The 23356-nt window shown below is 61.5% G+C and carries 26 protein-coding genes; 5 read left to right on the top strand and 21 right to left on the bottom strand.

The features are described from left to right. Positions 1-3 precede the first annotated feature (3 nt). The 6 genes from HH213_RS24180 to phaC all read right to left on the bottom strand — a co-directional run bounded on the left by HH213_RS24180 (position 4) and on the right by phaC (position 7078). Positions 4-882, bottom strand: a complete 879-nt coding sequence (locus HH213_RS24180; protein ID WP_371875717.1) for a carbohydrate ABC transporter permease — start codon at positions 880-882, stop codon at positions 4-6. 95 nt (positions 883-977) lie between these two features. Next, the gene (locus HH213_RS24175; RefSeq protein WP_169113936.1) at positions 978-1862 is read right to left on the bottom strand and encodes a carbohydrate ABC transporter permease; all 885 of its coding nucleotides are present in this window, start codon (positions 1860-1862) and stop codon (positions 978-980) included. A 3-nt stretch (positions 1863-1865) separates the two neighbouring features. Continuing rightward, entirely contained in the window at positions 1866-3104 is a 1239-nt protein-coding gene (locus HH213_RS24170) for an ABC transporter substrate-binding protein (RefSeq protein ID WP_169113935.1), read from the bottom strand. Between the two features lie 55 nt (positions 3105-3159). After that, positions 3160-4524 carry a GH1 family beta-glucosidase gene (locus HH213_RS24165; RefSeq protein ID WP_371875681.1) on the bottom strand — a complete coding sequence of 455 codons (1365 nt, stop codon included), beginning with the start codon at positions 4522-4524 and terminating at the stop codon, positions 3160-3162. Between the two features lie 180 nt (positions 4525-4704). Next, positions 4705-5259 carry a polyhydroxyalkanoate synthesis repressor PhaR gene (phaR, locus tag HH213_RS24160; RefSeq protein ID WP_110847625.1) on the bottom strand — a complete coding sequence of 185 codons (555 nt, stop codon included), beginning with the start codon at positions 5257-5259 and terminating at the stop codon, positions 4705-4707. Positions 5260-5431: 172 nt separating this feature from the next. After that, positions 5432-7078, bottom strand: coding sequence for a class I poly(R)-hydroxyalkanoic acid synthase (gene phaC / locus HH213_RS24155; RefSeq protein ID WP_169113933.1), 1647 nt, complete (start codon positions 7076-7078; stop codon positions 5432-5434). A 30-nt stretch (positions 7079-7108) separates the two neighbouring features. On the opposite strand from phaC, the gene HH213_RS24150 reads away from it, so the two are divergent. After that, positions 7109-7318 carry a hypothetical protein gene (locus HH213_RS24150; RefSeq protein ID WP_110848070.1) on the top strand — a complete coding sequence of 70 codons (210 nt, stop codon included), beginning with the start codon at positions 7109-7111 and terminating at the stop codon, positions 7316-7318. Here the strand turns inward: HH213_RS24150 and pgeF are convergent. After that, on the bottom strand, positions 7301-8089 hold the full coding sequence (pgeF, locus tag HH213_RS24145; RefSeq protein WP_169113932.1) for a peptidoglycan editing factor PgeF: 789 nt from the start codon (positions 8087-8089) through the stop codon (positions 7301-7303). The two genes, HH213_RS24150 and pgeF, sit on opposite strands and share 18 nt — an antisense overlap. After that, positions 8089-9135 carry an RluA family pseudouridine synthase gene (locus tag HH213_RS24140; RefSeq protein WP_161052254.1) on the bottom strand — a complete coding sequence of 349 codons (1047 nt, stop codon included), beginning with the start codon at positions 9133-9135 and terminating at the stop codon, positions 8089-8091. Before HH213_RS24140 ends, pgeF begins: the two co-directional genes overlap by 1 nt. A 63-nt stretch (positions 9136-9198) precedes the next feature. Between HH213_RS24140 and HH213_RS24135 the strand changes: the two genes are divergently transcribed. After that, positions 9199-10014: an outer membrane protein assembly factor BamD gene (locus HH213_RS24135; RefSeq protein WP_110847621.1), complete on the top strand. Its 816-nt coding sequence runs from the start codon at positions 9199-9201 to the stop codon at positions 10012-10014. A gap of 37 nt (positions 10015-10051) precedes the next feature. Here HH213_RS24135 and yaaA read toward each other — a convergent pair whose 3' ends face one another. After that, positions 10052-10822 carry a peroxide stress protein YaaA gene (yaaA, locus tag HH213_RS24130; RefSeq protein WP_169113931.1) on the bottom strand — a complete coding sequence of 257 codons (771 nt, stop codon included), beginning with the start codon at positions 10820-10822 and terminating at the stop codon, positions 10052-10054. A gap of 35 nt (positions 10823-10857) precedes the next feature. On the opposite strand from yaaA, the gene HH213_RS24125 reads away from it, so the two are divergent. The 3 genes from HH213_RS24125 to HH213_RS24115 are packed head-to-tail and all read left to right on the top strand — an operon-like array spanning position 10858 to position 13483. Then, positions 10858-11292 carry a putative toxin-antitoxin system toxin component, PIN family gene (locus HH213_RS24125; protein WP_169113930.1) on the top strand — a complete coding sequence of 145 codons (435 nt, stop codon included), beginning with the start codon at positions 10858-10860 and terminating at the stop codon, positions 11290-11292. A gap of 26 nt (positions 11293-11318) precedes the next feature. Further along, on the top strand, positions 11319-12497 hold the full coding sequence (locus HH213_RS24120; RefSeq protein ID WP_169113929.1) for a pyridoxal phosphate-dependent aminotransferase: 1179 nt from the start codon (positions 11319-11321) through the stop codon (positions 12495-12497). A gap of 14 nt (positions 12498-12511) precedes the next feature. Next, complete coding sequence (locus HH213_RS24115; RefSeq protein WP_169113928.1) at positions 12512-13483, top strand: HD-GYP domain-containing protein; 972 nt, start codon at positions 12512-12514, stop codon at positions 13481-13483. Here the strand turns inward: HH213_RS24115 and HH213_RS24110 are convergent, their stop codons facing one another. From HH213_RS24110 to HH213_RS30590, 12 genes are all read right to left on the bottom strand, one after another. Then, positions 13484-14698 carry a tetratricopeptide repeat protein gene (locus HH213_RS24110; protein WP_169113927.1) on the bottom strand — a complete coding sequence of 405 codons (1215 nt, stop codon included), beginning with the start codon at positions 14696-14698 and terminating at the stop codon, positions 13484-13486. Continuing rightward, positions 14695-15588: an ExeA family protein gene (locus tag HH213_RS24105; protein WP_110847612.1), complete on the bottom strand. Its 894-nt coding sequence runs from the start codon at positions 15586-15588 to the stop codon at positions 14695-14697. Before HH213_RS24105 ends, HH213_RS24110 begins: the two co-directional genes overlap by 4 nt. A gap of 2 nt (positions 15589-15590) precedes the next feature. Next, entirely contained in the window at positions 15591-17363 is a 1773-nt protein-coding gene (mshL, locus tag HH213_RS24100; protein ID WP_169113926.1) for a pilus (MSHA type) biogenesis protein MshL, read from the bottom strand. Between the two features lie 15 nt (positions 17364-17378). Further along, on the bottom strand, positions 17379-17741 hold the full coding sequence (locus tag HH213_RS24095) for an MSHA biogenesis protein MshK (RefSeq protein ID WP_229263136.1): 363 nt from the start codon (positions 17739-17741) through the stop codon (positions 17379-17381). Continuing rightward, positions 17726-18445, bottom strand: a complete 720-nt coding sequence (locus HH213_RS24090; RefSeq protein ID WP_169113925.1) for a hypothetical protein — start codon at positions 18443-18445, stop codon at positions 17726-17728. The genes HH213_RS24095 and HH213_RS24090 overlap by 16 nt, the downstream gene beginning before the upstream one ends. Continuing rightward, positions 18442-19107, bottom strand: coding sequence for a hypothetical protein (locus HH213_RS24085; RefSeq protein WP_169113924.1), 666 nt, complete (start codon positions 19105-19107; stop codon positions 18442-18444). The genes HH213_RS24090 and HH213_RS24085 overlap by 4 nt, the downstream gene beginning before the upstream one ends. Continuing rightward, a complete protein-coding gene (locus HH213_RS24080) occupies positions 19104-19994 on the bottom strand; it encodes an agglutinin biogenesis protein MshI (protein WP_308494509.1) in 891 nt (296 codons plus the stop codon). Before HH213_RS24080 ends, HH213_RS24085 begins: the two co-directional genes overlap by 4 nt. Before the next feature lie 169 nt (positions 19995-20163). Beyond that, entirely contained in the window at positions 20164-20652 is a 489-nt protein-coding gene (locus tag HH213_RS24075; protein WP_169113922.1) for a pilus assembly PilX family protein, read from the bottom strand. Continuing rightward, positions 20649-21530 carry a PulJ/GspJ family protein gene (locus HH213_RS24070; protein ID WP_169113921.1) on the bottom strand — a complete coding sequence of 294 codons (882 nt, stop codon included), beginning with the start codon at positions 21528-21530 and terminating at the stop codon, positions 20649-20651. Before HH213_RS24070 ends, HH213_RS24075 begins: the two co-directional genes overlap by 4 nt. Next, entirely contained in the window at positions 21527-22210 is a 684-nt protein-coding gene (locus HH213_RS24065) for a type II secretion system protein (RefSeq protein ID WP_169113920.1), read from the bottom strand. The genes HH213_RS24070 and HH213_RS24065 overlap by 4 nt, the downstream gene beginning before the upstream one ends. Next, the gene (locus HH213_RS24060) at positions 22191-22775 is read right to left on the bottom strand and encodes a pilus assembly FimT family protein (protein WP_169113919.1); all 585 of its coding nucleotides are present in this window, start codon (positions 22773-22775) and stop codon (positions 22191-22193) included. Before HH213_RS24060 ends, HH213_RS24065 begins: the two co-directional genes overlap by 20 nt. A gap of 29 nt (positions 22776-22804) precedes the next feature. Beyond that, positions 22805-23344, bottom strand: a complete 540-nt coding sequence (locus tag HH213_RS30590; protein WP_169113918.1) for a pilus assembly FimT family protein — start codon at positions 23342-23344, stop codon at positions 22805-22807. Positions 23345-23356: the final 12 nt, after the last annotated feature.

The following is a 23356-nucleotide window of genomic DNA, read 5'->3' as shown; positions in this document are numbered from 1 at the left end:
GATTTAACCCTTCACAGCGCCAGAGGCGATGCCGCGCACGAACCAGCGGCCAGAAATAAAGTAGAGCGCCAGCGGCACGATCGACGTCAAGATGGTCGCCGCCATGTTGACGTTGTACAGGCGCTCGCCGGTGGTGGTGTTAATGATGTTGTTCAGCTGGACCGTCATCGGCAGGTGTTCGGAACCGGCAAACACCAGGCCAAGCAGGAAGTCGTTCCAGATGCCGGTCACCTGCATGATCACCGCCACCACGATCACCGGCGTCGACATCGGCAGCATCAGCTGCAGGAAGATGCGCCAGAAACCGCCGCCATCGATGCGCGCCGCCTTGAACAATTCCATCGGCAGCGCCGCGTAGTAATTGCGGAACAACAGCGTCATCACCGGCATGCCGAAGATGGTGTGGATGATGATGATGCCCGGCAGAGAGCTGAACAGATTCACCGACGCCAGCACCCGCACCAGCGGATAAATCATCACCTGCACCGGAATGAAGGCGCCCATCATCAGGATCGCGAACAGTAGGCCGGCGCCGCGCGGACGCCAGAACGACAGTGCATAGCCGTTCACCGCGCCGATGGCAATCGACAGGATGGTGCTCGGTACCACGATGGCGACCGAGTTCCAGAAGCCGCTGCGGATGCCGCCGCATTCCAGGCCGGTACAGGCCGAGGACCAGGCTTGCACCCACGGCTCCAGCGTCAGGTGCTGCGGCAGCGCGAACAGCGTACCGAGGCGGATCTCTTCCATCGGCTTCACCGACGTCACCAGCATCACGTACAGCGGCAGCAGGAAGAACAGCGCCGCCACAATCAGGAAGCCGTACACGCCGAGGCGGGCCGGCGTCCATGCCGGGCTGCGGCGCGGACGTGGCGTCGGGATGCTGGCGTCGTTGGCGGCGGCCAGGCGCGCTGCTGCAGCTGCTGCGGTTGCGGCTTCTTCTGCCGCAGTTTTATCGAGTTTCACAACTTGTCCCATCATGCCCCCATTGCGGCGCGGCGATTGCGCACGAAGTACAGCGGCGCGACGATGGCCAGCACCGTCAACAGCAGCACGATCGAGGCGGCGGAAGCCAGGCCGATATTCGCACGGCCAAACAGATAATCCATGATGAACTTGGCCGGCACTTCGCTGGCCGTGCCAGGACCGCCCTGCGTCATGGCCACCACGGCGTCGAACACCTTCACCACCATGACGAACAGCAGCACGAAGGCGGTCGATACCGAAGGCTTCAGCATCGGCAGCACAATGCTGGTGTAGACGCGCCAGCGCGGGATGCCGTCGATGCGCGCCGCCTTCCAGATTTCGTCATCCACGCCGCGCAGACCGGACAGCATCAGCGCCATCACCAGCCCGGAAGCCTGCCACACGGTGGCGATGACGATGGTGTAGATCGCCATGTCCTGGTCAACGATCCAGTCGAACTTCGCGCTGGTCCATCCCAGCTTGTGCAGCACCTCCTGAATGCCCAGTTCCGGATTCAGTATCCATTGCCAGATCAGGCCCGTGGCCACGAACGACATCGCATACGGGTACAGGAAGATGGTGCGCAGCGCGCCTTCCGCCATCACCTTCTGGTCGATAAACACCGCCAGCAGAAAGCCGATGACCAGGCAGGCGGCGATGAACAGCACGCCGTACAGCGCCACGTTTTGCAGCGACAGCAACCAGCGCTCGTTGTTGAACAGGCGGATGTACTGCGAAGCGCCGACAAAATCGCTGGCCGGGAAGGTGCGCGAGCTGCTGACTGATACGCGCGCCGTCCACAGCATGGTGCCGAGGTAGGCCAGCAGCACGGTCAGCGCCATCGGCACCATGGCGATATAGGCCGCGAATGAAACGCTTTGACGTTTCTGTGTCATGGCTTATTCGCCCTTGATCGCGCGGGCGAACGCTTTTTGCGCGTCTTCCGGCGACTGGTTCTTGTTCCAATAGCTGGTCAGCACGTCCTGCAATGCGCCGGTGGTGTCCGGCGACGCCAGCATCTCGGTGTTAGGCAGCTGGCGCGACTTGTCCTTCATGATCGCCAGGCCCTGACGCGCGCAGATATCCAGCTGCGATTCGTCCACATCGCCGCGAATCGGGATCGCGCCCTTACGCGAAGCGAAGGCCACTTGCGCCGTTGGAGACGTTACCACATTGGCTAAAAGTTTTTGCGCCTTGATGGCATTGGCGTCGCTGGTCTTCGGGAAGACGAAGGCGTCGCCGGCCACGATGTACGGCGACTTCGGACCAAAGCCCGGATAGCAGCCGAAGTCCTTGCCCGCTACCTGCTTGGCGGCGGCGAATTCGCCCTTGGCCCAGTCGCCCATGATCTGCACGCCGGCTTTACCCTGAACTACCATGGCGGTGGCGTCGTTCCAGTTGCGGCCAGGCGAGCCTGCATCCACAAAGCCTTTCAGCTTTTTGAATTCGACCAGCACCTGCTTGAAGGCCGGCGACATCACGGCTTTCTGGTCGCGGTCGCGGTACACCTTCAGGTACAGGTCCGAACCGCCCACCATGGCGAAGATGGCGTCGAAGGTGATCTTCTCCTGCCACACCTGTCCGCCGAAGGCCAGCGGCACCACGCCGGCGGCTTTCAGCTTGCCCAGCTGCGCGAGGAATTCTTCCCACGTCTGCGGTTCGTTGGTGATGCCGGCTTTCTTATACGCGGCCTTCGAGTAGAAGAACCAGGCCGGCATGTGGATGTCCACTGGCGCGGCGTAGAAATGGCCGTTGATCTTGATCGCCTGGAGGATCGACGGCGGCATGATCTGGTCCCACTTGCCGGCGATGGCCACGTCATCCACATTGTTCAGCAATCCCTGTTCGACAAAGTCGCGGAATTGTTTGGAGGTGTTGAACTGTGCGGCGGTCGGCGCGTTACCGCCGACAATGCGGTTGATGGTGGTGGCGCGCGACTGGTCGGCGCCGGCCACGGCCTGGTCGACCCATTGGCCGCCCGCCTTGTTATAGGCTTCTGCAAACTGCTTGACGGCGGCGGATTCGCCGCCCGAGGTCCACCAGTGAATTACGGTTGCTTTCAACGGCGCTTGCGCTTGTGCGCCGCTTACTGCCAGGGCTAGCGCGATGGCGCTGCCCACTTTTGTGGCCTTCAACATTCTGTCTCCCATTGGGCGTCGTGCGCCCATTTTATTCGGATAGCTTACTGGCGGCTTACTGTGCGGCTCTCTCCGCCAAAAATTGTGTAACCAGTTTGGCGCTGCGCTTCAGCGTACGCTTCTGCGTGGCGTAATCGACATGGATCATACCGAAACGGCGCTCATAACCAAAGGCCCATTCGAAGTTATCCATCAGTGACCAGATAAAGTAGCCGCGCACATCGACGCCGGCCTTCACCGCCGCATCCACCGCCGCCAGGTGGCGACGCAGGAAGGAAATCCGCTGGTGGTCGTCCACTTCACCGTTGACGACTTTGTCATCGGTGGCCATGCCGTTTTCGGTGATGTAAATCGGCGGCAGGTTCGGGTAGTCGCGGTGGAAGCCGACCAGCAGGTGGCGCAGGCCCTCCGGATAGACTTCCCACCCCATCTGCGTGCGCTCCACGCCTTCCAGATCGACTTCGGTGTAGCCATGCTTGCCGTCGCTGATCACATTGGTGCGGAAGTAGTAGTTGATGCCTAAAAAGTCCAGCGGCGCGCCGATGATGTCCATGTCGCCGGCCAGAATGGTCGGCTCGGCGCCCGGCCACAGTTCCCACAGCGCCGATGGATAGGACTTTTTCAGCAGCGGATCGAGGATCCAGTTATTGTGCTGAAGCTCGAACAGCCAGGCGGCGCGTTGACCGGCGGCGCTGCTGTCGGTGCTGGTGCCACGTCCCACATTGGCGACGATGCCGACCTGCGCTTGCGGATCGTTGGCGCGCAGGTGCTGCACCGCCAAGCCGTGACCGAGCAGCAGGTGGTGCATGGCCTGGGTGGCGAACACCACGTCCTGCTTGCCCGGCGCGTGGTGGCCGGTGCCGTAGCCGTGCATGGCCGAGCACCATGGCTCGTTCAGCGTGGCCCAAGCGTCGACCAGGCCGGCCAGCTGCTTGCTGATCATGTCGGCGTATTCGGCGAAGCGGTAGGCGGTGTCGCGGTTGACCCAGCCGCCCTTGTCTTCCAGGTGTTGCGGCAGGTCCCAGTGGTACAGCGTGACGTAGGTTTTCAAACCTTTGGCGCGCAGCGCCGTCAGCAGCTCGCGATAGAATTCGATGCCCTTCTGGTTCGGCTGGCCGTCCTGCGTCATCACGCGCGGCCAGGAGATCGACAGGCGGTAGGCGCCGACCTTCAGCGCCGCCAGCAGTTCAACGTCGTCCGGCCAGCGGTGGTAATGGTCGCAGGCTACTTCGCCGGTGTCGCCGGCCAATGTCTTGCCCGGCGTGGCCGAGAAGGTGTCCCATATCGACGGGATGCGGCCGTCTTCATTGACTGCGCCTTCAATCTGATAGGCAGCGGTCGCCGCGCCGATCAGGAAATCCTTGTTCCACAGGACCGAGTCGGCCGGCGGCGTGAACTTTTCCTCATTTGCAACTGACACCACAAAAACTCCTTCGCTGAAACATGGAGTGGAAGCGCTTCCACTTGATGTTGTCAATAGTAATACTGATGAAATTGAGGTGTCAACGGAATTATCGGAATTTTGTAATCAAGTTACAAAAACGGCACAGCCACCGTGGTGTACTGTGCCGCTGAGCTACTGCAAAGCTGCGTAGCGAAATTACTTTTTGTCGGTCGGCGGCACCGGGACAAATGGGAAAGTACCGAACAGATTCTTGCTCTGGCTCTGCATCTGCTCCTGCATCTGCACGAACAGGCTCTTGCTCTGGTCGATGTAGTTGTTCATCATGCCCTGCATCATCGGGCCCTGGACGTTCATGAACTGGGTCCACATTTCCGGGCTGAACGGTTGGCCGCCCACGGCAGTGCCGGTGGTGAACTTGCGCTGGATGTCGGTGAAGGCCTGGACGTTCTTTTCCAGGTAGGAGCCCATCATGCCCTGCATGGCGTGGCCGTAGAAGCGGATGATCTGGGCCAGCACGTCGCTGGAGAACATCGGCGCGCCGCTGGCTTCTTCTTCCAGAATGATTTGCAGCAGAATGCTACGGCTCAGGTCTTCATTGGTCTTGGCATCGACAACGGTAAATACTTCGTTGTCCAGCACCAGTTGCTTCACGTCGGTCAACGTGATGTACGAACTGGTCTGCGTGTCGTACAGACGACGATTGGGGTATTTTTTGATCAGGCGGTCAGCATTTTTTTTCGCACTACTCATCACAAGTCCGTTTATTGCGCCGCAGCGCATGTCTCTTAAAAATCGGAAAGAAAGTGGACTCATGGTCCCCTTCCCGCGTGCCTACTTTTACTTATTATAGAGGCGAAACAGAATATCTTGCACAATCTGATATAAGTTTCGACCTTTATTGCAACGCAACTAATTTTCGCCGTTAATCGGCTTTTACTTTGACGTAGCGACCGGGCGCCGGTTCGATCGCCTGGTATTTGGCATTGCCGGGCTTGGCCTTGGCCTTGACCTTTTTGCCGCCGTTCTGGTTCAGGAACGCCGACCATTCCGGCCACCAGCTGCCCGCATGTTCGGCCGCGCCCTGGAACCAGGCGTCGGCGCTGTCGACCTTGCCGCTGTCGTTGGTCCAGTAATTGCGCTTGTTCTTGGCCGGCGAATTGATCACGCCGGCAATATGGCCGGAGGCGCCCAGCACGAAGCGCGTCGGGCCGCTCAGAATGGCCAGCGAATCATAGGCCGACGGCCAGGGCACGATATGATCCTCGCGCGAGCCGTAGACGAAGGCCGGGGCGTCGATGCGGGTCAGGTCGACCGTCTCGCCCGCCACCACCAGTTCGCCGCTCTTGAGGCGGTTTTCCAGATAGGTGTTGCGCAAGTACCAGCAGAACATCGGCCCCGGGAGGTTGGTGCTGTCCGAATTCCAGTACAGCAGGTCGAACGCGGCCGGCTCATTGCCCTTCAGGTAGTTGGACTGCACGTAGTTCCAAACCAGGTCGTTCGGACGCAGGCTGGAAAAGGTGCTGGCCAGATCGCGGCCCGGCATCAGGCCGCCGTCCTTGAGCTGCTGCTCGCGCAGCGCCACCTGCGTTTCGTCGACGAACACATCCAGCACGCCGGTGTCGCGGAAATCAAGGAACGTGGTCAGCAGTGTCAGGCTGTTGGCGACCTGTTCGCCGCGCGCGGCCAGCACCGCCAGCGCCGTGCCCACCAGCGTGCCGCCGACGCAGAAGCCGAACATATTCAGCTTGTCCTCGCCGCTGATCTCCTGCACCACGCGGATCGCCTGGATCACGCCCTGGTCGACATAATCGTCCCAGGTGGTGCGCGCCAGCGATTGGTCCGGATTGCTCCACGAAATCAGGAACACGGTATTGCCCTGCTCCACAGCGTAACGCACCAGCGAATTTTCCGGCTGCAAATCCAGGATGTAGAACTTGTTGATGCACGGGGGCACCATGAGCAACGGCTTCTGGTTGACGGTGGCGGTTTTCGGCGTGTACTGGATCAGCTGGAACAGCGGATTTTCATACACCACCGTGCCTTCGGTAATCGCCAGATTGCGGCCGACCTCAAACGCCGACTCGTCGGACAGCGAAATGTGGCCCTTGCCCATGTCGCCCAGCATATTGGCCAGACCGCGGGTCAGGCTTTCGCCCTTGGTTTCGATCAGCTTCTGCTGCGCTTCCGGATTGGTGGCGAGGAAGTTGGCCGGCGACATGGCGTCGACAATCTGCTGCACGGCAAAGCGAATCTTCTGTTTCTGCTGCGGCGTGACGTCGACGGTTTCCACCATCGCGTTGAGGAATTTGGCGTTGAGCAGATAGGCGGCGGCGTTAAACGCCGTCATCGGATTACCCTGCCACGCGGCTGAAGTGAAACGGCGATCGCTGACGGCCGGGGTTTTACCGGACAACAAATCCTGCCACAACGCGCCGAAATCCTGCAGATAGGACTGCTTGAGCGCCTCCATCGCCTCCGGCTTGATGTGGGCGCCAACATCCTGCATCATGGCGGCCATGGGATTAGACTGCATCCAGTTGGCAAAGGCTTGCGGATCGGGCAAATTCATCTGTGGTTCCCTAAAAGTGAGTTAAACACAATGCTGATTGTCGCTGTTGCTTGGATCTACGTGGTCGGCCTGATGGCGTTGACGGAACCGTCCATCGTTGCGGGAATTGTAACGTTTTTATTCTATTGCGTGCTGCCGCTAAGTACCCTGATTTACATCGCAGGGACGGGCAAACGCAAGGCCCGGCGGCGGGCTGCAGAGCAAGCCGCGCGGGATGCAGGTTCATTTGAGCCAGATTAAGGTGGCCTGGCGGCCCGTGACGCCGTCGCGCCGGTAGGAATAGAAGCGACCGGAGTTGGAGACGGTGCAGAACTCGCCGCCATGCACTTCCTTGACGCCGGCCCGGTGCAGCAGGTAACGGGCCAGACCGTAGATATCGGTCAGGTATTTGCCCGGCTTGCCGTCGATCAGGCTGAACGCGGCCTCGACGTGGCGCTGGTCCGAATCGTCCAGCGCGCCTTGCAGGAAAGCCTGCTTGACGTCCGGTCCGACCTCGAACTGGTACGGCCCGATGGCCGGCCCCATCCACGCCATCAACTCGCCGGCGCCGGCCGCGCGCATCGCTGCCACGGTATTTTCCAGCACGCCGGAGGCCAGCCCGCGCCAGCCCGCATGGGCAGCGCCGACGGTCTTGCCTTCCTTGTCGGCAAACAGCACCGGCAGGCAGTCAGCCGTCATGATCACGCACACCTTGCCGGGAATGGCAGTGAAGCTGGCGTCGGCGTCCGGCACCTGCTGCGGCCCGACTTCCGCCAGATTGACCACCGCGGTGCCGTGCACCTGCGACAGCCAGGCCGGATCATCCGGCAGCATGTCACGCAGGATGGAACGGTTGCGGGCGACGTTGTGCGGCTGGTCGCCGACATGCGTGCCCAGGTTCAGGCCGCCGGCGCCCATGCCGTCGCCATACGGCGCGGGGCTGACGCCGCCACGCCGGGTGGTCGACAGCACGCCCACATTGGCTGGCAAGCCCGGCCAGTGCGGGAACAACCACTGCTGCTGTGTAGCCATCAAATCTGTTCCGGTTCCTCAATTCCAGCCCGCGCCAGCAGGCCGGCAAAATCTTCTGCCAACGGCACGATCCATTCACATTGCTCACCCGTGGCCGGATGCACCAGGCCCAGGCGGCGCGCCTGCAGCGCCTGGCGCGGGAAGTAATCGGCCAGGTGCTGCTTGCCGTACACCGTGTCGCCCACCAGCGGGAAGCCGATCGACTGCATGTGCACGCGGATCTGGTGGGTGCGGCCGGTTTCCAGGCGACACTGCACCAGGCTCACCGGACGGCCCTCGCCCAGCTTGCCGCTGGCGATCAGCTGGTAATGAGTGATAGCCGGCTTCGAGCCCATGCCGGTCGAGACCGCCATCTTGACGCGGTCACGCGGGTGACGGCCCATCGCCGCATCAATAGTACCGCTAATCCGCGGCGTGCCCCACACCACTGCGAAGTACTCGCGCTTGACGGTGCGCGCGGCCAGCTGGCGTACCAGGTCGGTCTGGGCGGCCAGCGTCTTGCCGACCACCATCAGGCCGCTGGTGTCCTTATCCAGGCGGTGCACGATGCCGGCGCGCGGCACGCCGCTCAGTTGCGGATAGTGGTGCAACAGGCCGTTGAGCAGCGTGCCGGACCAGTTGCCATTGCCCGGATGGACCACCAGACCGGCCGGCTTGTTGACCACAATCAGGTGGTCGTCCTCAAAAACTATGTTAAGTTCCATCGGTTCCGGCTTAAAAGCCTCGTCTTCCGGCTCCGGTTGGGGCAGAATGACGATCTTCTCGTCGCCGTAGACGGTGTCCTTGGTGCTTTTGGCGGTTTTGCCGTCGACCGTCACGAAGCCATCGGTGATCCAGGTCTGCAGGCGGCCACGGGAAAATTGCGGTACCAGGCCCGAGATGACTTTGTCCAGGCGCTGGCCGCAGTGCTCAGTAGCGAGTTGCAGTTCGATGGGAGCCAGGCCGTCATCATCGTCGCCAAAGTCGCCGTCATTGACGATCACGTCAGTGTCGGCAGCGTGTTCGGAAGAAGATTCGGCCACATTCGGCTTTGCGTTTAATATCACGGTAATCCTATCGGCTATAATTAGCCTCGTAAAACTTTGGTTAAACAGTCTCTTGCAAAAGATATGCAAAAAAAATTAGCGGTAGTCGCAGCAACGGTTGTTCTGCTTGGTTTGTCCGGTTGCGGCCTTTTCTCTGAAAAGATCGACGAAACAAAAGGTTGGAGCGCATCGAAATTATACTCGGAGGCGAGCGAAGAACTGGATGGCCAGCACTACGAGCGCGCAATTCAGTTGTTCGAGAAGCTCGAATCGAGCTATCCATTCGGCACCTACGCCCAGCAGGCGCAGATGAACATCGCCTATGCGTACTACAAATCGCAGGACCAGGCGCAAGCCCTGGCGGCGGTGGAGCGCTTCATCAAGCTGCACCCGAACCATGCCAACGTCGATTATATGTACTACCTGCGTGGCCTGATCAACTTCAACGACCAGGTCAGCTTCCTGAACTTCGTCTACGAACAGGACGCCACCGAGCGCGACCCGAAAGCCACGCGCGAAGCGTACGCGGCTTTCAAGGAACTCGTCACCAAGTTCCCAAACAGCAAGTATACGCCGGATTCGCTGGACCGGATGCGTTATCTGCTGAATGCGATGGCGTCGTATGAGATCCACGTGGCGCGCTACTACTACCGTCGTGGCGCCTATCTGGCGGCGGCGAACCGCGCGATGGGCATCATGAGCGACTTCCGCGACACGCCGGCGATTGAAGAAGCGCTGTTCATCATGATCCGCAGCTACGACAAGCTGGGCATGACCGAACTGAAGACCGACACCGAACGCGTCTTCAAGCTGAACTACCCGAACTCCAAGTTCCTGGACGAAGGCAAAAAAGCCGAGCGCCACTGGTGGCGTTTCTGGAGTTCCAACGCCAGTATGTAAGACGGCGTAAAAAAACCGGGACCTGGATCCCGGTTTTTTATTCAGCCAGCTTGCGGCGGAACAGCCAGGTCTTGTCGTTGGAAGCGTCGGGCACGTAGGCATAGCCGTCGAGGTCGAACTTTTTCAGCTTTTGCGGATCGGTGATGCCTTTGACGGCGGCGTAACGCGCCATCAGCCCGCGCGCGCGCTTGGCGTAGAACGAGATGATTTTGTATTTGCCGTTCTTCCAGTCCTCGAACAGCGGCGTGATCACCGGTACATCCAGCAATTTTGGCTTGACCGATTTGAAGTATTCCTCGGACGCCAGGTTGACCAGCGTTTCGGCGCCCTGCTCCGTCGCCTGGCGGTTCAGCGCCTGGGTGATGGTCTCGCCCCAGAAGTCGTACAGGCTCTTGCCGAGTGGCGTGCTCAGGCGGGTGCCCATTTCCAGCCGGTGCGGGTGGATCAGGTCCAGCGGCCGCAGCATGCCGTACAGGCCGGACAGGATACGGATGCGCGATTGGGCATAGTCGAGCTGCTTCGGCTTCAGGCTGCGCGCGTCGAGGCCGTCATAGACGTCGCCGTTGAAGGTCATCACCGCCTGGCGGCCTTCGCGGGTGTCCTTGCGCCAGCTCGCATAGCGGGCCACGTTCAGCGCGGACAGATTGTCGGACAAGTCCATCAATTCGCCCAGTTCGGCCGGCGAAAATTCCCGCAGCCGGTCGATCAGTTGTTCGGAGTGGTCGAGAAACGACGGTTCAGTGTGCAGCTTGGTGGTGGGTGGCGTCTCCAGGTCGAGACTTTTTGCCGGGGAAAGCACTATCAGCATAAGATTCCAAATACATTTATACGTAACTAGCCTCCATGATACCTGTTCCAAAGAAAGTCGTTATCGACACCAACGTTTGCCTCGACCTGTTCGTGTTTCACGATCCGCGCTGGGCCAAGCTGGTGGCCGCCATCGAAAGCGGCGAAGTCGAGGCCGTCACCCGCGCCGATTGCCGCGATGAGTACAACATCGTGCTGCACTACAAGCACCTGCCGCTGGATGACGATAGCCGGCCGCTGGCCGCCGCCCGCTTCGACGCGCTGATCAAGGTGGTGGCGCCGCCGGAATCCAGCATCAAGCTGCCGGTGTGCAGCGACAAGGCCGACCAGAAGTTCCTCGAAATCGCCCGCGACGCCGGCGCCGAGGTGCTGATCACCAAGGACAAGGCGCTGCTCAAACTGGCCCGCCGCCTGGCCCGAGAAGGGATGTTCAAGGTGATATTGCCGGAGAAGTGGATTGCGCTAGAATAGGTCATCCATCATCTACTCAGCCGCCAATGAACAGCAGCACTTCCCTGCCGACCACGCCTTCGCTGACTACTCGCCTGCCGGCGGTCGGCACCACCGTTTTCACCCGCATGTCCCAGCTGGCCGCGCAAGCGGGGGCGGTCAATCTGGGCCAGGGTTTTCCGGATTTCGGTTGCGAGCGCAGTCTGATCCATGCCGTCAACGACGCCATGCAGGCCGACTTCAACCAGTACCCGATGATGAGCGGCGCGCCGGTGCTGCGTCAGGCCATCGTTGACAAGATCGGCGCGCTGTACGGCCACCACTACCACGTCGACACCGAAATCACCGTGACCGCCGGCGCCACCCAGGCGCTGACCACGGCCATCTTCTGCTGCGTGCATCCGGGCGACGAGGTTATCGTCATCGAGCCGGTCTACGACAGCTACGTGCCGGCGATTACGCTGGCCGGCGGGGTGCCGGTGGCGGTGGAAATGGAAGTCGGCGCCGCCGGTTATACCGTGCCATGGGCCAAGGTGGCCGCCGCCGTCAATAGCAAGACGCGCCTGATCATCATCAACACGCCGCACAACCCCACCAGCACCGTGCTGCGCGCCGCCGATATGCAGGCGCTGGCCGACATCGTGCGCGGCACAGACGTGCTGATCCTGTCGGATGAGGTCTACGAACACATGGTCTACGACGGCCATCAGCACCAGTCCGTCAGCCGCTACCCGGAACTGGCGGCGCGCGCCTTCGTGGTCTCCAGCTTCGGCAAGACTTACCACGTCACCGGCTGGAAGATCGGCTACGTGGCGGCGCCGGCGGCCTTGACGGCCGAGTTCCGCAAAGTTCATCAGTACAACGTATTCAGCGTCAATACGCCGATGCAACATGGCATTGCCAGCTACATGGCCGATCCGGCACCGTATCTGGAACTGCCAAGCTTTTACCAACGCAAGCGCGACCTGTTCCGCGACGGCCTGAAAAATTCGCGTTTTGAGTTGTTGCCAGCCGACGGAACTTACTTTCAATGCGTGCGCTACGATAAAATCTCATCACAGACGGAAGCCGAGTTTGCCGAATGGCTGACCACCGACATCAAGGTGGCGGCAATTCCCGTGTCGGCGTTTTACCAGCAGGGCAAGGAGTCGGGCATCGTGCGCTTCTGCTTCGCCAAAAAAGATGAGACCCTGGCACTCGCGCTGGAGCGCCTGGGCAAAGTTTAAGATTGGGATCCACCATGTCCGAGACCACCCAACTGGAGGCGCCGGTATTTGCGGAAGCCTCGCCGTCGGTGCTGCATCAGCTCAACCTGTGCAACCGCCGGCTGGAACGCCTGCTGCACAACCTGCGCAACGAGCACAATGCCGAGGCTGAAATCCGCGACATCGCGCGCGACGTGATCCGCGCGGTCGAGATCAATCCGGACGTGGCGCTGGCCTGCATCTTCCTCAGCCAGATCAACGGCACCTACGCAGTGCGGCACTGCATCGAAACCGCCGTGGTGACGGTGGTAATCGCCCGCAGCATGGACCTGAACCCGGCCAACTCGCTGACCGTGACCGCCGCCGCGCTGACCATGAATGTCGGCATGCTGCGCCATCACGAGGGCTTCCAGAATAAAAACTCGCCGTTGAGCCACGAGGAAATGGCCATCGTGCGCCGCCATCCGGAAGAAAGCGCCGACATGCTGCGCGACGTCGGCATCGACGATGACGACTGGATTTCCTGCGTGCTGATGCACCACGAAAATGACGAAGGCAGCGGCTACCCGGCCGGCATCGCCAGCCCGGAAGTGACGCTGAACGCCAAGCTGCTCAGCTTTGCCGACCGTTACTGCGCGCAGGTATCGGCGCGCAACTACCGCAAGTCCATCCTGCCCAGCCTGGCGCTGCGCAACCTGATCGACGACAAGCAGGCGCCGGTCGATCCGCATCTGGCCGACTGCTTCCGGCGCGAACTTGGCGACTTCCCGCCCGGCTGCCTGGTGCGGCTGGACGGTGGCGAAATCGGCGTGGTCAGCCGCCGCCAGGGCTGTAGCCGCGGCCTGCAAGTGCACTACCTGCGCGACGCCGCCGGCACGCTGCTGTCGCCGGCCCTGCCGCGCTGCCTCAATGACGGCCCACTGGCCATCGCCGAGGGGCTGAGCGAAGATCAGGCCGCCACCCGCTTCAGCATGAAACAGATCTGGGGCGCGCAGGCCAGCCTGTGATCAGCGCGACAGCTGTTCGATCTTTTTGTCGACGAAGGCTTTCAACTCCGCCGTGAGGCCGGCGTTGCCGCGTGCGCGGGTGTAGGCTTCGCGCGCTTCCGGCAGATGCTGATCGGCTTGCAGCGAGATGCCCAGACCCATCCACCAGATGGCGTTGCTCGGCGAAATGGCCAGGGCGTCGCGGTAATGCTGGGCGGCTTCGGCGTGACGCTGGTCGCGTTGCAGCACGCCGGCCAGGAAGGCTTGATAGTCTGCGTTAGCGGTAGCGTATGGCAGGGTTCTCAGCAGCGTGTCCAGCGCCGGGCCGCCTTTTTCCAGTTGCAGACGGGCCAGCACCATGGCCAGGCCGGGCTGGCGTGGCTCGATGCCGAGTGCCAAACGCAGTTGTCGGATGGCGTCGTCGGTGCGGCGGTTTTCCAGCAGCAGGCTGACGTAGGTCTGGCGCGCGGCGTCGTTGCGCGGATCGAGCTCGACGGCTTTGTCCAGATCGGCCAGCGCGGCGCTGACGCGGCCTTCCTGCAACGCCACCAGCGCTCGGCGATAACTGTTTTCCGACGCCTGCTTGGGCGTCAGTTCGCGCAGCAGCACGCCGTCAGCCGGCGTGGCTGCCGCCGGTCCGCGCGCAGCCTTGCGCGCGGACATTGGCGCTAGCGTTGCCGGCACCACCTTGACAGCGGCGTCGCCAGCCTCAGCCCCCTCGCTGTCCGCCGTGCGCGCGTGCGCGGCACGCAATGGCTTGGCGGCGGCGCGAGACGACATCGCTTGCACCGCATCGCTGTCTTCCGCCGACGCATCCTTGCGTGCGGCCAACTGCGCGCTTCGGGAAGACGCTGTGCCCGCGTCGCCGGCTGCTACGCCGTGCGCGGCAGCCGATGCATCGCCGGCCACCGAGGCTGGCGCAGCATCAACGTGCGCCGGTGCGGCAGCAGTGATCGCCTTGGCAGGCGGTTCCTGGAAGCGCGGTTTGTCCGGGGTGCGATTCCCCTGCACCGTCGGCACCGCCCCCACCGGCGCGCGGTGCGACTGCCAATACTGCCAGCCCAACCACCCGCCCGCCGCCAACACCAGCACGCCAACCGCCGCACCGCCCATCACCAACGGCCGACGATCGCGCTCCCCGGCCGGCACCGATTTCACATCCGCCTGCTGCACCGCCGACGCCGCGCCACCACCGCGCGCGTCCAGATCCTGCAGCATTTTATTAATCAAGCTCATTTCGTCAACGCCCAAGTCAGTCCGCCAGCGGCGATCAGCAAGCTGACACCCGCCGCCATCCACGGCCAGCGCAGTCCGCGCGCCGGCGCCACGGTATCGCTGGCGGCCAGGCTCACGTGCCGCCGCGTTACCTGCTGCTTACCCTCGCCAAAACACAGCATCAGCGACTTGTTCGCCATGATATTCACCAGCCGCGGAATCCCGCCGCTGGCCTTGTACAGCCGCGAAATCGCCGCCCTGCTGAACAGCCGCCCACCACCATAGCCCGCCACGCGCAACCGGTGCGCGATGTAATACTCGATATCATCCCGCGACAAAGGCCCCAAGTGATAGTGAAACGTAATGCGCTGCGCTAGCTGGCGAATCGCGGTCGCCTGCAAATGCTGGTTCAATTCCGGCTGACCGAACAGCACGATCTGCAACAGCTTGCGCTTCTCGGTCTCCAGATTGGTCAGCAGCCGCAGCGCCTCCAGGCTCTCGGTCGGAATCGCCTGCGCCTCATCCAGCAGCAACAGCACCTGCTTGCCCTGGCGTGCCAGATCCAGCAAGCGGTGCGTGATCGACTTCAACAGTTGATGCTGATCGACATCCTTCTCCTGCGGCACTTCCAGCTCATCGGCCAACGCCAGCATCAGCGTGCGCGGCTCCAGGTAGGGGTTGGGAATATACGCAGTGACGAACTCCGGCCCCACCGTGGCGATGAATTTACGGCACAACAGCGTCTTGCCGGTGCCCACTTCGCCGGTGATCTTGATGAAGCCTTCGCCGCTCTTGGCCGCCACCAGCAAAGTATTCAACGCCTCCTGCGAATGCGGGCTGGTGAAGAAATAGCTGGTATCCGGCGTAATGCTGAACGGTGCTTCGCGCAGGCCGAAGTGTTTGCTGTACATGATTAGCGTCCCTTGTTGCGACCGGGGTCCAGTTCTTTCAGGCGGCGGCCGCTGTCGAGCAGATCCTGGTTCCAGTCCGACGAGGTCTCGACAATGGTCGGCTTGATCAGCACCACCAGCTCGCGCTTTTGCAGCACCTCGCTCTTGCTGCCAAACAGCGCTCCCAGCACCGGCAAACTGTTGGCGCCTGGCACGCCGGAATTGTCGGTGGTCGTGGCCTGGCGCATCAGACCGCCGATGGCCACCACTTGCCCATTCTGGCCGCGCACCATGCTGTCCATCTCCGACGTCGACGACGCCGCCAGCGGCAGCGTGAACGTACCCAGCGAACCCAAATTCAAACCCTTGTTCACGGTCGACACCTGGCTGACCGACGGATGCACATGCAGGATAATGTTGCCGTCCTCATCGATCTGCGGCGTCACGTCCAGCACCACGCCTGAGAAGAATGGTTGCAGCGTCACAGTCGGCGTGGTGACCCCGGTGCCGGTGCCGCTGGTGGTCGTGGTGGTGCTGACGCCGGTGACGAAGAACTCATCGGTACCGATCTTCAGCAGCGCCTTCTGGTTGTTCAGCGTGGCGATACGCGGGCTGGACAGCACATGCACCGTGCCCTGCCCCTCAAGGAAGGAAATCAGCGCGGCGAAATTACTGGTCTGGAAGGCCATGCCGAACAGCGAACCGATCGCATCGCCCGAGGCGCCGATGGTGCTGCCCGGCGACGCGTTGATGCCGCCCGCCCCGCTGCTGCTCAGCGGCGTGCCCAGCGGCCCCAGCGTCGTACCCGGTTGCAGCGTGCCCGCCGAGAAGCGATTATTGCCACCCGCCGCAAACTTGCCGAACGCCGCCCAGTTGACGCCGCTCTGGAAGTTGCTGTTCAACTCCACCTCAAGAATCTTAGCTTCCAAAATCACTTGGCGGTCCACCGATATCTGCGTCGCTTTCAGGTACAGGTCGACATTGCGCAGCTCATCCGGCATGGCGCGAATGACGATCACGCCCGACTGCGGGCTGATGGTCACGCTGCGGCCATCCTTGCCGATATCGACCAGCGCTTCCAGAGCCGTCTTCAGCTCCAGCCAGAAATCGCTTTCCGACGTGGTGGAGACGTTGGCGGAATCGCGCTGCTGCTGGTTGCTGCCGCCGTTAGGATTATTCGGATCGTTGCCGCCGTTATTGCCGCCATTGTTATTGTTGTTATTCGAGCCGCTGTTATTCTGGCTGCCGCTATTGCTGGTGCCGGCACTGGACACCGAGGTCGACGACACGCGCAGGCTGGACACGCCCTTGCGCTTGGCGGTCAGATAATTAATCTTGAACATCTTGGTCTGCATGGTCAGCGGACGGATGTAGATGCGCGTGCCTTCCACCTTGTAGTCGTAGCCATACAGTTCGCGTACCGCGTCCAGCGCCTCGAACAGCGTCACATCCTTCAGGTTGGCGGTGATGTTGCCGGTCACCTCAGGATTGATCAGCATGTTGTAGCGCGTGCCGGCCACGATCGAGTTATAGAACTGCTGCACCGGCACATTGTTGAACGACACATTGAAGCGCTCCTCCAGCACCGCGCGTGCCTTCGGCAACTGGTCGGCCATCTGCGACACCGGCGGCAGCAAGGCGCTGGCGACCGCTTCGCTCTGGGTCACCACCGCCGGTTTGGCGGCGGCCGCGTTGACCTCGTTGCTGATCTTGTCGTAAGTGTCGCGCGTGGACGGCGTCTTGCAGCCGCTGAGCAGCAGCGTGGTCACGACAACGATGGTGAGGAGTTTTTGCATATGCATTCTTCGCGTTTAATAAGCTGCCTTGGGCGCCGGCTTCTTGGCGTCGTCAGGGAACAGGGTCAGCACTTGCTTGTGGCGGCCGCTTTGCAGCACGACAGAATTCTTATTGACCTGGACCAACGTGGCGCCGTTGAACTTCTCACCCTTGCGGATGGTCTGGCCGTCAATCACCGCCACCTGCCGGCCGTGCGATCCGATCAGCACCGATTGCAGCTGCGGGCCGCTATACACCGGCGCCATGTCCGCACCGGCCGGCAACAGGCGCGACTCCGGCGGCGGCTGGGTCGGGTCGGCCAGCGTTTGCGCGCCGGCGGCGGCGCTCAGCAGCACACCGGCGCACAGCATCAGCAGGCGGTTCATAGTTTCATCCATTTCTGATCCAGGCTCAGCGTGTACAGCGTCAGCGTCAGGCGCGAGTTCGGGTATTGCTGGGCGTCCAGGTTAGCCTTGCCCCAGAACAGTTGCACCGGCAATGACTCCAGCGCCGCCATATAGTTGACCATATCCAGGTAACTTCCCTGCACAACGATTTCCACGCCGTGGCGATACAGCAGCTCACGCGGCTTGGCGGGCGCCGGCTGGCCGGCCGGGGTCGGCGCGGGCACTGGCGTTTGTGCCGCCGCAGGCTTGGCAGCTTCGTTCAGGCCGGTCACCGGCAAGGTCTTGAGCGAAATCAGTTTCAGCCGGCCGTTGCCGCGCAACAGCTGCTCCAGCAGTGGCGCGATCTTGTCCGGCGCCACCAGGCCTTTTTGCACCGCCATCAGGCTGTTGCTGGTGGCGTCGATGTCGCGCCGCACCGTATTCAGTTGCTCACGCGTGGCGGCGTCCGGATCGACCTTGAAGCCCTGCGCCTTGGCGACGATTTCCTGGTCGATGCCGGTGATCTGGTTTTGCTGTTGCTTGATCTGCAATTGCAGCGCGCTCTGCTTCTTAAGCAGCGGCTCGGCCGACACCGTGTAGATCAGGAACAGGATGCCCGCCACCACGGCCGTAAACACCATCGCGCGTTCGCGCAGCGTCATCGCGTCCAGCCTGGTGCTCAGCTTAATCCATTGTTGCAACAGCTGCTGTTTCATTTGGCGGCCTCCTGCACGGCAGTCGATTGCAGGCTGAACTCCACGAACGGCGATGTCACCGGCGCGGCTGGTGCCGCAGTTACAGGCATAGCCGCCGGTGCCGGCGCCACCGCATCCGGCCGGGCGATATCCAGGCTGGCGAAGGTCTTGCCATGCATGACGCGCTCAGCGGTAAGACGGGCGATATAGTTGGGAATCAAGGTCGCCTGCATGGCCCTGCCTTGCACGCCGATATCGTTGCCGGCAGCGCCGATGGTCACGCCGGGCAGCCACAGGCCGCTGACGTTCTGGCGCGAGAACGCGCGGAAATATTCGGCATAGCCATTGGTATTGCCCAGCGCGCCGCCTTGCAGCACCGACGACACATCATGCAGCGCCTTCAACTCCGCCTGCGCATCGGCCAGCTCGGCCGCCAGCTTGGGATCGCTGGAGCGCGGCGCAAATTGCACATTGGCCTTGACCAAACGCTGTTCCCGTGCGGCCAGCATGGCCTTGCCCTCATCGGCTTCGCGCTGCAAGTCGGCCACCCGCTGTGCCGCATACCAGTTCAACAGCAGCGCGCCGGCGACGACGATGCCCAGCGCCTCGGCCATCGGCAAGGCGGTGAAAATCTTCTTCTGCTTGAGGAAGATCGGGTTGAACAGATTAATCTGCTGGCTCACAGCCGCACCTCCTCATGCCGCAGGGCCGCGCCCAGGGGCAAGAAGAAACGCCGCTGCTGCGCGACGTCCAGCAATTCCGGCGCCTTGCTGAGGTCGAACACATCGCCCAGGTCCATCGCCTCCACCGGCATGTACAGATTGCCGGTTAAGTGCTCGTGCAAACCCTCGGCCCCGGTCGGCGCCAGCAGCAGCTTGAGCACGTTCACAAACGAGAACTGGCGGTCGAAGTGATCCAGCGAACGCTGCAATTCCAGCGTGATCTTGTCGAAGTGGATTTGCTGGCGCATCGAATCCTGCTCCAGCAGATGATCCAGCGTCACATCGATGCGGCGCGACAGGTACAGTTCGCCCTTGTAGGTAATCGTCAGCAGGCCGCCATCGGCGTCGAACGACAGCATGGCCAGGCCGCGGTTGTCGGTTTCCAGCAGCGCCGAGATGTTCCGTTGCGCCATCTCGGGAATATCAATCACCGTCAGGTCCAGTTTGGCTTCGCTGAACAAGGCCTGGCGCGACTGGATCACCGTATTGCGCGCGGCGATGGCAAACATCGAATGCCCGCGCGAGGCGGCGGCGCTATCGACCGGGATGTCCAGTACATCGATGGTGGCGTCGTCGATATGGAAATCGAGCATATCCTTCAAGCGCCAGCGCACGGCGGTTTTCAATTCGTCCTGCGGCACGTTGGGGGCGTCGACCGTCAGCAACTGGTACTCGCCGCCGCTGAGCATGGTGCCGCAGCGATAGCTGCCGGCCTTCTGATCCTTGTTCAAGCGCTCCAGCGCTTCCGGCGAAAAACTGCTGTCGGCCGGATAGAACGCCGCCACCTCGACAACCGCCTTGGCGTCGCGCACGCGCTGCACGCGGCCCGCGCAGACGCCGTCCCTCAAGAAAGTGACAGTCAGCCAGCCATCGGTTTTTTTCGCTCTTTTAAAGAAACCCATATCTCAGTCGAGGTTTACGCGCTAGATGCTTGATTATATTCAACTTACCGGAAAGTTTATGCCCAAATTGGCAACACTTCTGCAAAAACAGCCACATTTCCGCACAGATCCAGCATTAAAGCTGCGCCCGGATCTCGCGCTGCACATAATCCGGCCCCGGCACCGTGTTCAGACAGACGCCGTTGACGGGCTGATTGCATGCGATCGACCTGATCAGGACGTGGTACGCCGTGGGATCGTTGGCGTCCTTGCCTGCGATGCCGCTGACCTGTCCGTCGCAAATAACCAGCACCGTCACTGTGAACGAAGACAGCGTATTCCCAGCCGGCATCGCCACGTTATTTTGCGAACCGCACACCAGGGAGGTGGCCGGCTGCGGCGGCGTCAGCCCCGATTGCAGGCCTCTATACAACGCCCACTCAATGCCAGCGCGCGCTGCCTGATAGGCGCGCATGCCTTGCAAATCCTTGCCCGACGCGTCTTCTTGCGTGGTCGTCAGCGAGACGATCGCAACCGCAAGTCCAGCTACCACTACCAACAGGAAAATCGCCGTCACGATGGCGATGCCGGCGGATCTCCGGCGTAGGAATATGGGTTGTCTCATGGCGTGTTATCCACGTGAATTTGCTGAGCTAGGGTGACTGTCTCGAAGCCATTGGCGGCGCCGGGTTTAGCACGCGCCAATGCAATGGCAAGGCCGACCAGCGCAGTCTGTCGGTTGGCCGTCGCCTGGACGGAGAAATTGCAACCCACCACGTTGTCCGCCAACAGCGCCATTTGCGCAGTCGCAGCTGGATCCCCCTGTGTCGCCATAAAGCCATAGCCCCAATACCGCCGCAACACACCCTTGCCACTGGGATCGTTCACGCAAGCGAAGGTCACCGGCGTACCGGCGACGATGAAACGCTTGCTCGGTGACGGATTGACGCGGGCGGCAAACGGATTGCTGGCAAGTGTGATCACCTTTCCGTTAATCTGACTAACAGTCGTGCGATTACTGGCGTTATTGGCATAGGCATCACCATCAGTAAAGCCTGTGCCAAAGTTGCTGATGATGACAATGTCATTCTGCACCAGTGCGTAAGGCGCCTGGGGCATAGGGCCGATCACCTCAAATGTTTTGGCGTTTGCATCGGTAAAGCTCAGCGCCGGATGCGGCTGCTGCGTCGTGTCCGCACCATCCTCTTCGGACAAATAGCGGCCGCCGGCCTTGCTGGGAATGAACTCCAGGAACGAGGTGCTGCCCGACGTGGTAAACCTAACGCTGTTGGGAACTGCGCCGTGGATCTCCCGCGCCATCCGGCGCAATGCGATTTCCGCCACATCGGTCAGCTCCGCCCGGCCAGCGCTATCGACATAGCTCTGCACCGGATTGCGGATGAACAGCACCATGATGCCGGCCAGGATCGACGTCAGCACGATGACGACGATCGCTTCCACCAACGTAAAGCCGTGATCGCGTTTGCGAGGCAGCCGCATCATCTCGCCTCCGGCGCGAAACGAGTGCGGTAGCCTTCCAGCGTAATGGACTGGCCCGGACCATAAGTGGTGGTGATCGTAATGCGAAGTGCAGTCAGATTCTGCAGATTGTTCGGAGCGGTATAAGTCGAATTCATGCCGCCCAATCCGGTGACGGTATTGAGTGCAAGCGTGGTGGTAATGCCATCCAGCGGGCTGTTGCCCAATACGCCACCGATCGAGCTGGCGCCCAGCGGGTTGCCGGCGACATCAACGTCGGTTTGTTTGCCGGACGAATCGGTCACCGCAAACGCGCGCAATGCATCACCCAACACATAGCCTGGCCGAACGTAGTCAAGGATGTTGTTGAGCGGCCTGCTGCTGTTGGCATTCTGGCCGAAGTTTTCCACAGTGGTGGCACATTTGGCAGGATCGTTAGCGTCAACAGCGGCGATGGTGGCGGTAGCGGCGTGGGCGTCGGCAGGATCGCAAACGGTGAACTGGGCTTGCTGGACCTCCTCCATGTACGCCTCCGCGATCAGCATGGCCTGCTTGCGGCGCAGCGGATCGGCACTATTTCTGGTCGACAGGTTCACCACCTGCATCAGGGCAGCCGCAGCAATGCCGACGATAACGATGAAGATCACCAGCTCGATGATCGTCACGCCCCGCTGACGGCGCGCGTTACGGGACATTTTGCACATAGCCGGTTTCCGGCCAGATCAGCGACTTGGTGGTATTACCGCCGCTAGCAAAGCTGAGCGTCATGGGATTCGTGACGGCCATGGGAGTGCCATCCTTGTTAAAAGGACGGCCCATCGAATCAAACGAGAAAAAGCCACCCGCAGCCAACTCAGGCCGCGCGCTGGTGGCAGTGACAGTCACGCCGGTTGGTCGGCCGACGCACATCCATTGCGGCGCGTAGGCATTGCCCTGCTGGCAGTAGAGTTTGGTTGAAGCGCTGCCGTTGTTGCTGCCGCCGGGAGCGAGAACGAGGCCGCTCGCATCACAAGCGGCGTTTGAGCAGACGGCAAAGCTGTTGCCGTCCGAGCGGACGAAGATGGAACGGTTTTGTGCAATGGCCAGCTTTTGCGCGTAGCGGATGATGGTCTTGGCCTGGTCGGCGTAGGTCCGGTTTTCGAAAACGCTGTTATCGAAAAACCGGGAAGCGCCGATCGCGCCCAATATCCCGACCAGGATGATCACCGTGATTAACTCCACCATCGTGAAGCCGGCAGCGCGGCGCGGAACGAAGGCGGAGGTTTGCACGGTGTCAGCAGGCGGGCATCAGACCGCCGTTATTGGCAATTGGTCGCGGTGGCGTTGACGGTGACCACTGGGGGCACAATAGCGCTAGTCGCCTGTTTATACTTGATCCAGCAGTTTTCGCCGGCAGCGGTGGAGACGCTCTTCGGACGCACCAGGATTTCGTCGGCGGCTACCGCAGGCGTGGAACCCGCAACCGCTGTGACCGGGCCTTGGTTGATCGTATAGTCAGCGGCAGTCAAACCGGCCGCCGTGGTGACGGTGGCGTCTGCAGTCGGGTAGGTAAAGGTCAGATTGACGACGGTGCCTTCCATGGTCGTGGTAGACCCGTTCGCCGCAGTCACACCAGGATTGTTGACCAGCGCCTGACCGTGCGCCATTGAGGCCACGGATTTGAGCGAGCCTGCCGCTGCATTCAGCGACGCAAAGCGGGCATCACCGCCCAGGTTGGCAAACTTCGGCAACGCGGTCGCCGCCAGAATTCCCAGGATCACGATCACCACGATCAGTTCGATCAGCGTGAAACCGCCTTGGGCGTGTTGACGGGATGCGATGCTAGCTTGCTTGTTCATTACTTTCTCCAA

The organism is Duganella dendranthematis (assembly GCF_012849375.1).
Lineage (GTDB): Bacteria > Pseudomonadota > Gammaproteobacteria > Burkholderiales > Burkholderiaceae_D > Rugamonas > Rugamonas dendranthematis.
This window is presented reverse-complemented; position numbering and strand designations above follow the sequence as displayed.